Annotated in this window: 7 protein-coding genes and 1 tRNA gene; all 8 read right to left on the bottom strand. The window is 66.1% G+C overall.

Translation table 11 applies throughout. From position 1 onward, the window contains the following. Positions 1-535: 535 nt before the first annotated feature. A tRNA-Pro gene (locus tag O9335_RS12620) sits at positions 536-612 on the bottom strand. Positions 613-632: 20 nt separating this feature from the next. Further along, positions 633-998: a MerR family transcriptional regulator gene (locus O9335_RS12625; protein WP_298388603.1), complete on the bottom strand. Its 366-nt coding sequence runs from the start codon at positions 996-998 to the stop codon at positions 633-635. A 50-nt stretch (positions 999-1,048) separates the two neighbouring features. Next, positions 1,049-1,381, bottom strand: a complete 333-nt coding sequence (locus tag O9335_RS12630; protein ID WP_298388605.1) for an integration host factor subunit alpha — start codon at positions 1,379-1,381, stop codon at positions 1,049-1,051. A gap of 19 nt (positions 1,382-1,400) precedes the next feature. Beyond that, positions 1,401-3,815 (bottom strand): phenylalanine--tRNA ligase subunit beta, encoded by a 2,415-nt coding sequence (gene pheT / locus O9335_RS12635; protein WP_298388636.1) that lies wholly within the window; start codon positions 3,813-3,815, stop codon positions 1,401-1,403. A gap of 12 nt (positions 3,816-3,827) precedes the next feature. Continuing rightward, positions 3,828-4,871: a phenylalanine--tRNA ligase subunit alpha gene (gene pheS, locus O9335_RS12640; protein ID WP_298388639.1), complete on the bottom strand. Its 1,044-nt coding sequence runs from the start codon at positions 4,869-4,871 to the stop codon at positions 3,828-3,830. A 109-nt stretch (positions 4,872-4,980) separates the two neighbouring features. Continuing rightward, positions 4,981-5,337, bottom strand: coding sequence for a 50S ribosomal protein L20 (rplT, locus tag O9335_RS12645; RefSeq protein ID WP_127681448.1), 357 nt, complete (start codon positions 5,335-5,337; stop codon positions 4,981-4,983). Between the two features lie 25 nt (positions 5,338-5,362). Further along, positions 5,363-5,566 (bottom strand): 50S ribosomal protein L35, encoded by a 204-nt coding sequence (gene rpmI / locus O9335_RS12650; protein ID WP_127681450.1) that lies wholly within the window; start codon positions 5,564-5,566, stop codon positions 5,363-5,365. 118 nt (positions 5,567-5,684) lie between these two features. Further along, positions 5,685-6,221 (bottom strand): translation initiation factor IF-3, encoded by a 537-nt coding sequence (gene infC, locus O9335_RS12655; protein ID WP_298388642.1) that lies wholly within the window; start codon positions 6,219-6,221, stop codon positions 5,685-5,687. Positions 6,222-6,328 lie beyond the last annotated feature (107 nt).

Raw genomic sequence — 6,328 nt, forward strand, 5'->3', positions numbered from 1 at the left:
GAACCCCTGGGCTACCTACCGCCAGCCGAGTTCGAGGCCAACTACCATCGACAACGCGCTGGTCAGGCCGCGACCGTCTGACTTAAACCAACGGGCCCCCGCGAAACCCGGGGCGGTTCAGTTGGGACCAAGTGAAGGCTAGACAGTTCTCTTCGACGTTGGGCTTCTAGCACCAGACTCGACCTACTGCCCGCCATAAACAAACGGCAAAAAAAGGGAATCGCGCCTTCGTGCTCAGCGCATTTGCGACCAGGTGCGCGCGCGTGCGCGTGAGCCGGGCAAACCGCACCAAGCGCGCGCGCGTGCGGGTGTGTCGGGCAAACGACAAACATCAGGGAACCGTCAAGAGTTCGCTGGCATGAGCCTGCAAACAACAGCTCGAAACAAGGCGCATGGAGGCGCGATAGGTGGCCTAGCAAATGCCAAATTGCCACCAAATTGCCAAATCAAGCACCCACAAGGCACTGCTGGGCCGGAAATGAAAAAAGGACCTAGGAGCCGAAGCTCCTAAGTCCTTGATTTCTCTTCTTATTCTTGGTCGGGGTGGCGGGATTCGAACTCGCGACCCCTTGCACCCCATGCAAGTGCGCTACCAGGCTGCGCTACACCCCGACGAAGCCTTGCAGTATAGCCTAGTTGCCGAGCGATTCTTTGAGGCGCTCCAACTCGAAGCGCAACTCGGGCCAACTCAGCGGGCCCTCGTGAGCAGACGGCGACGGTTGCAAAGTGATGGGGGACGCGAAGGCATCGGCCAACTGGTTGCGCGCGCCGCTGATGGTGAAGCCCTGGTCGTAAAGGAGATCGCGAATGCGACGAATGAGCAGCACCTCGTGGTGCTGGTAGTAGCGCCGGTTGCCGCGGCGCTTTTGCGGGCGCAGTTGGGTGAACTCCTGCTCCCAATAGCGCAGAACGTAGGGCTTGACGCCGCACAACTCGCTCACCTCGCCGATGGTGAAGTACCGGCGAGCAGGGATGGTGGGCAAGGCGTTCGGGTCCATGGCGTCCAGGCGACAGGTGGGTCCAGGATGCTAGCGCCTGGGGACCGGCATCAGTCCCCCTGAACCAGGTCCTTGAGCTTTTGGCTGGCGTGGAAGGTCACGACCTGACGGGCCTCGATGGGGATGAGCTCCCCGGTGCGCGGGTTGCGACCGGGGCGGGCGGCTTTCTGGCGCAGGCCGAAGTTGCCAAAGCCACTGAATTTGACGTCGCGCCCGCGGGTGAGGCTGTCGCTCATCAGCTCGAAGAAGGCTTCGACCATGTCCTTGGCCTCGCGTTTGTTCAAGCCCAGTTTGTCGAACAGCAGTTCCGACAGTTCGGCCTTGGTCAGCGTCGGCGTCTCGATCGAGGCGATGAGGGCGGAGGGCTTGATCGGTTCGCTCATGGCGGTCCTCACAGGGTTCTCAGCCGCGACGGCGGGCGCCGACGCGGGTTTGCAGGCTGGCGGTGACAGCGGCCATGGCCTGTTCGATGCGTTCGTCGGTCAGCGTGGCGCTCTCGTCTTGCAGCTCGATGCGCAGCGCCAAGCTGCGTTCGCCCGCGGCCAGGTCGGCCGTGGGTTGGGCGGGCTTGAAGACGTCGAACAAACGGGCGCTTTGCACGATGGGGTCGTTGGCGGCGGCCACGGCGGCCATCAGCGCGTCGTGGGTCACGCCTTCGCCCACCACCACGGCCAGATCGCGCAGCGCGGCCGGGTGACGCGGCAGGGTCTTGGCGGCGGGCACGGGGCGCTGCAGCAGCGCGTCCAAGTCCAGCTCGAACAGCACCGGGGCCTGGGGCAGCTCGTAGCCCTGGCGCCAGCGCGGGTGCAACTCACCGACCCAGCCGATGGGCTGGCCGTCCAGCTCCACGCGGGCGCTGCGGCCGGGGTGCAGCGCCGGGTGCTCGGCCGCCACGAAGGTGGCGCGGCGCGGGGCCAGCAGGGCCTCCACGTCACCCTTCACGTCGAAGAAGTCGACCTGACGGTCCTTGCCGCCCCACTGCAAACCGTCCACCGGGCCGTAGGCCAAGCCGGCCACACGGCGGGGCTGGCGCAGGCCGGCCACTTCCAAGGCGCCGTCGGTCGCGCTGGCGTCGCGCAAGAACACGCGGCCGGTCTCGAACAGGCGCACGCGCGGGGCGCGGTGGGCCAGGTTGTGGCGCAGCACGGCGACCAAGCTGCCCATCAGCGACGAGCGCATGACGGACAGCGGCGCGGCGATGGGGTTGAGCACGCGCACCGGGTCGGTGTTGCCAGCCAGCTCGCGCTCCCAGCGCTCTTCGACGAAGCTGAAGTTGATGGTCTCTTGGTAGTCCAGGTCCACCAGTTGGCGGCGCAGCAGGCTCAAGGGGCGCACGCGCTCCGGCAGCACGCGCGGCACCACCGGGCCCAAGGGCGCGGCGTCGTCCAAGCGGTGCAGGCCCAGCACGCGGATGACCTCTTCGATCAGGTCTTCCTCGATCTGGATGTCGTGGCGCCAACTCGGCGGCGTGACGGTCAGCGTGCCCTCGCCCTCGGTGAAGGCAAAGCCCAGGCGCTGCATCACCTGCACGCACTCGGCCTGGGTGACCGGGATGCCCAAGATCTTGGCGGCACGGGCCACGCGCAGGGTCACGGGCTTGGCCTCGGGCAGGCGCAGGGTTTGGTCGTCCAACGGGCCGGCTTGGCCACCGCAAATCTCGAGCACCAGCGCGGTGATGCGCTCGATGTGCTCGGCGATGCTGGCGGGGTCGACGCCGCGCTCGAAGCGGTGGGCGGCGTCGGTGCTGAAGTTGTAGCGGCGGGCACGGCCTTGGATGGCCTCGGGCCACCAGAAGGCGGCCTCGATGTAGACGTTGCGGGTGTCGTCGCCCACGGCGGTGCTGTCGCCGCCCATGATGCCGGCCAAGGACTCGACCTGCTGCGCGTCGGCGATGACGCCCACCTTCTCGTCCAGCGTGACGGTATTGCCGTTGAGCAGCTTGAGCGTCTCGCCCACACGGCCCCAGCGCACTTGCAAACCGCCGTGCACCTTGTCGAGGTCGAACATGTGCGAGGGGCGGCCCAGCTCGAACATCACGTAGTTGGAGATGTCGACCAGGGCCGACACCGAGCGCTGCCCGCAACGGGCCAAGCGCTCGACCATCCAGGCCGGCGTGGCGGCCTTCGGGTTGACGCCGCGCACGATGCGGCCGGCGAAGCGGCCACACAGCTCGGGCGCCTCGACCTTCACGGGCAGCTGGTCGGCGATGGCAGGGGCCACAGGCGCCATGGCCGGCAGGGTCAGCGGCGCGCCGGTCAGGGCCGACACCTCGCGGGCCACGCCCATCACCGACAGCGCGTGGCCCAGGTTGGGCGTGAGCTTGAGGGTGAACAGCTGGTCGTCCAGCGCCAGGTGCTCGCGGATGCTTTGGCCCACAGGGGCGTCGGCCACCAACTCCAGCAGGCCGCCATGGTCGGTGCTCAGGCCCAGTTCGCGGGCCGAGCACAACATGCCGAAGCTCTCGACGCCGCGCAGCTTGCCCACCTTGATCTTGAAGGCCTTGCCGTCTTCACCGGGCGGCAGCTCGGCCCCGACGGTGGCCAGCGGCACCTTGATGCCCACGCGGGCGTTGGGCGCACCGCAAACGATCTGGAGCAGTTCGGCGCCGCCGGCGTTGACCTTGCACACGCGCAGGCGGTCGGCATCGGGGTGCTGGGCGGCCTCGACGATCTCGGCCACGACCACGCCGCTGAACGGCGGGGCCACGGGTTGGCGTTCCTCGACCTCGAAGCCCGACAGGGTCAGCAGGTCGGCCAGTTGTTCGCTGCTCAGCGCGGGGTTGCAGAAGCTGCGCAGCCAGGATTCAGGGAATTGCATCTCGGAACTCGATCAACGGAACTGGGCGAGGAAGCGCAGGTCGCCCTCGAAGAACTGGCGCAGGTCGTTCACGCCGTAGCGCAGCATGGTCAAGCGGTCGGGGCCCATGCCGAAGGCGAAACCCACGTGCTTTTCAGGGTCCAAGCCGTAGTTGCGCACCACGTTGGGGTGCACCTGGCCCGAGCCGGCCACTTCCAGCCAGCGACCCTTGAGCGGACCTTCGCTGAAGGCGATGTCGATCTCGGCCGAGGGCTCGGTGAAGGGGAAGTAGCTGGGGCGGAAGCGCAGTTGCAGCGCGTCGGTCTCGAAAAAGCGGCGGCAGAAGTCGGTGAACACCGCCTTGAGGTCGCGGAACGAAACGTTCTCGCCGATCCACAGGCCTTCGCACTGGTGGAACATGGGCGAGTGGGTGGCGTCGCTGTCCACGCGGTAGGTGCGGCCCGGCGCGATGACGCGAATCTCTGGCATGTGCGCCTCGCCCGCGTGCTGGGCGGCGTGGGCGCGGGCGTACCTCACCTGCATCGGGCTGGTGTGCGGGCGCAAGTTCAGCCAGGCGCCGTGGTCGTCTTTCAGGTCGACGTAGAAGGTGTCCTGCATCGAACGCGCCGGGTGGTTTTCCGGGTTGTTCAAGGCGGTGAAGCTCATCCAGTCGGTTTCGATCTCGGGGCCGTCGGCCACGTCAAAACCCATGGAGCCAAAGATGGCCTCGATGCGCTCGATGGTGCGCGTGACGGGATGCAAGCCGCCTTGCCCACGCGCGCGGCCGGGCAGGGTCACGTCCAGGGCCTCGGCCTTGAGCTGCGCGTTGAGCTCGGCCTCGGCCAACTCGGCGCGGCGGCCGGTGAGCAAGGCTTCCACCTGCTGCTTGGCTAGGTTGATCTCGGCGCCGCGGGTCTTCTTTTCGTCGACGCTCAAGGCGGCCAGGCCCTTCATCAGCTCGGTCAGGCGGCCGCTCTTGCCCAGGAAACGCGCCTTCGCGTCCTCCAACTGGGCGGGCGTGGCGGCCTGGGCAAACGCGCCGCGGGCCTCTTCGATCAGGTCAAGCAATGCAGACATGGGAAGCAGAAAAAAGGAAGGCCGAGCACCGGCGGTGTTCGGCCTTCGGAAAGGGCTCGCCCGGTTTGACGCGGGCGGCTCATCGGCCCCCGAAGGGGCCCTGGTCGATTTACGCCAGCGCGGCCTTCACCTTCGCAAAGATGGAGGCAAAGCCAGCGGGGTCGTGCACCGCCAGATCGGCCAGGACCTTGCGGTCGATGTCGATCTGGGCCTTCTTCAGGCCGGCCACGAACTTGCTGTAGGACAGGCCGAGACCGCGCGAGGCGGCGTTGATACGGGCGATCCAGAGCTGACGGAAGACGCGCTTCTTGGCACGGCGGTCGCGGTAGGCGTACTGACCCGCCTTCATCACCGCCTGTTTGGCGATGCGGAAGACGTTCTTACGACGACCACGGAAGCCCTTGGCCAGGGCCAAGACCTTCTTGTGACGGGCACGAGCGGTGACACCACGTTTGACGCGAGGCATGTGTTTTCTCCTTCAGTTCTTGAGATTACAGACCAGCGCTGGGCAGCATCGCAGCGATGTGGCCCATGTTGGTCTCATGCACGTTCGCGGCGCCACGGAGTTGGCGCTTGTTCTTCGTGGTCTTCTTCGTCAGGATGTGGCGCTTGAACGCGTGACCGCGTTTGACGGTGCCACCCGGACGCACGCGAAAACGCTTTTTCGCGCTGCTCTTGGTCTTCATCTTGGGCATGACTGCTCCTTAGGAATATGCCGATCTGGGCGGCCGGGGTCACCCCCTGCACTTGATGGCCTGACCGGCTTGTAGCGACCGAGACGCCGACCAAAGCGTCCCGACCGAATCTTGCAAATTACTTCTTCTTGGGCGCCAAGATCATGATCATCTGGCGACCTTCCAACTTGGGCATGTGCTCGACCACGGCGATGTCGGACAACTCGTCGCGGATCTTTTCCAGCAAGCGCAGGCCGATGTCTTGGTGCGTGATTTCACGGCCGCGGTAACGCAGCGTGACCTTGCCCTTGTCACCGTCTTCGCCGATGAAGCGGCGCAGGTTGCGCATCTTCACGTTGTAGTCGGCGTCGTCGGTGCCCGGGCGGAACTTCACTTCCTTGACGTCGATGACCTTTTGCTTGGCCTTCGCCTCCGCCGCCTTCTTCTGTTCCTGGTACTTGAACTTGCCGTAGTCCATCAGCCGGCACACAGGCGGGCTGGCGGTGGCGGCAATTTCGACCAAGTCCACGTCGGCCTCACCCGCCAGTCGCAGCGCTTCCATGATCGACACGATGCCCAAGGGCTCGTTGTCCACCCCGTTGAGGCGAACCTCGGGGGCCATGACTTCGCGGTTCAGACGGTGCTTGCGCTCCACGTTGGGCGTGCGGCGGTCCATGAAGGAGGTAGCGATGGTGGAAATCCTTGTTCAAACGGGGCCGAACCCCAAAAAACGCAATGCGCGCCGGCGGTGGGTCAGACCTTGGCGGCGATGTCGGCGGTGAC

The sequence above is a fragment of the Inhella sp. genome (assembly GCF_027532025.1).
Taxonomy (GTDB): Bacteria; Pseudomonadota; Gammaproteobacteria; order Burkholderiales; family Burkholderiaceae_C; genus Inhella.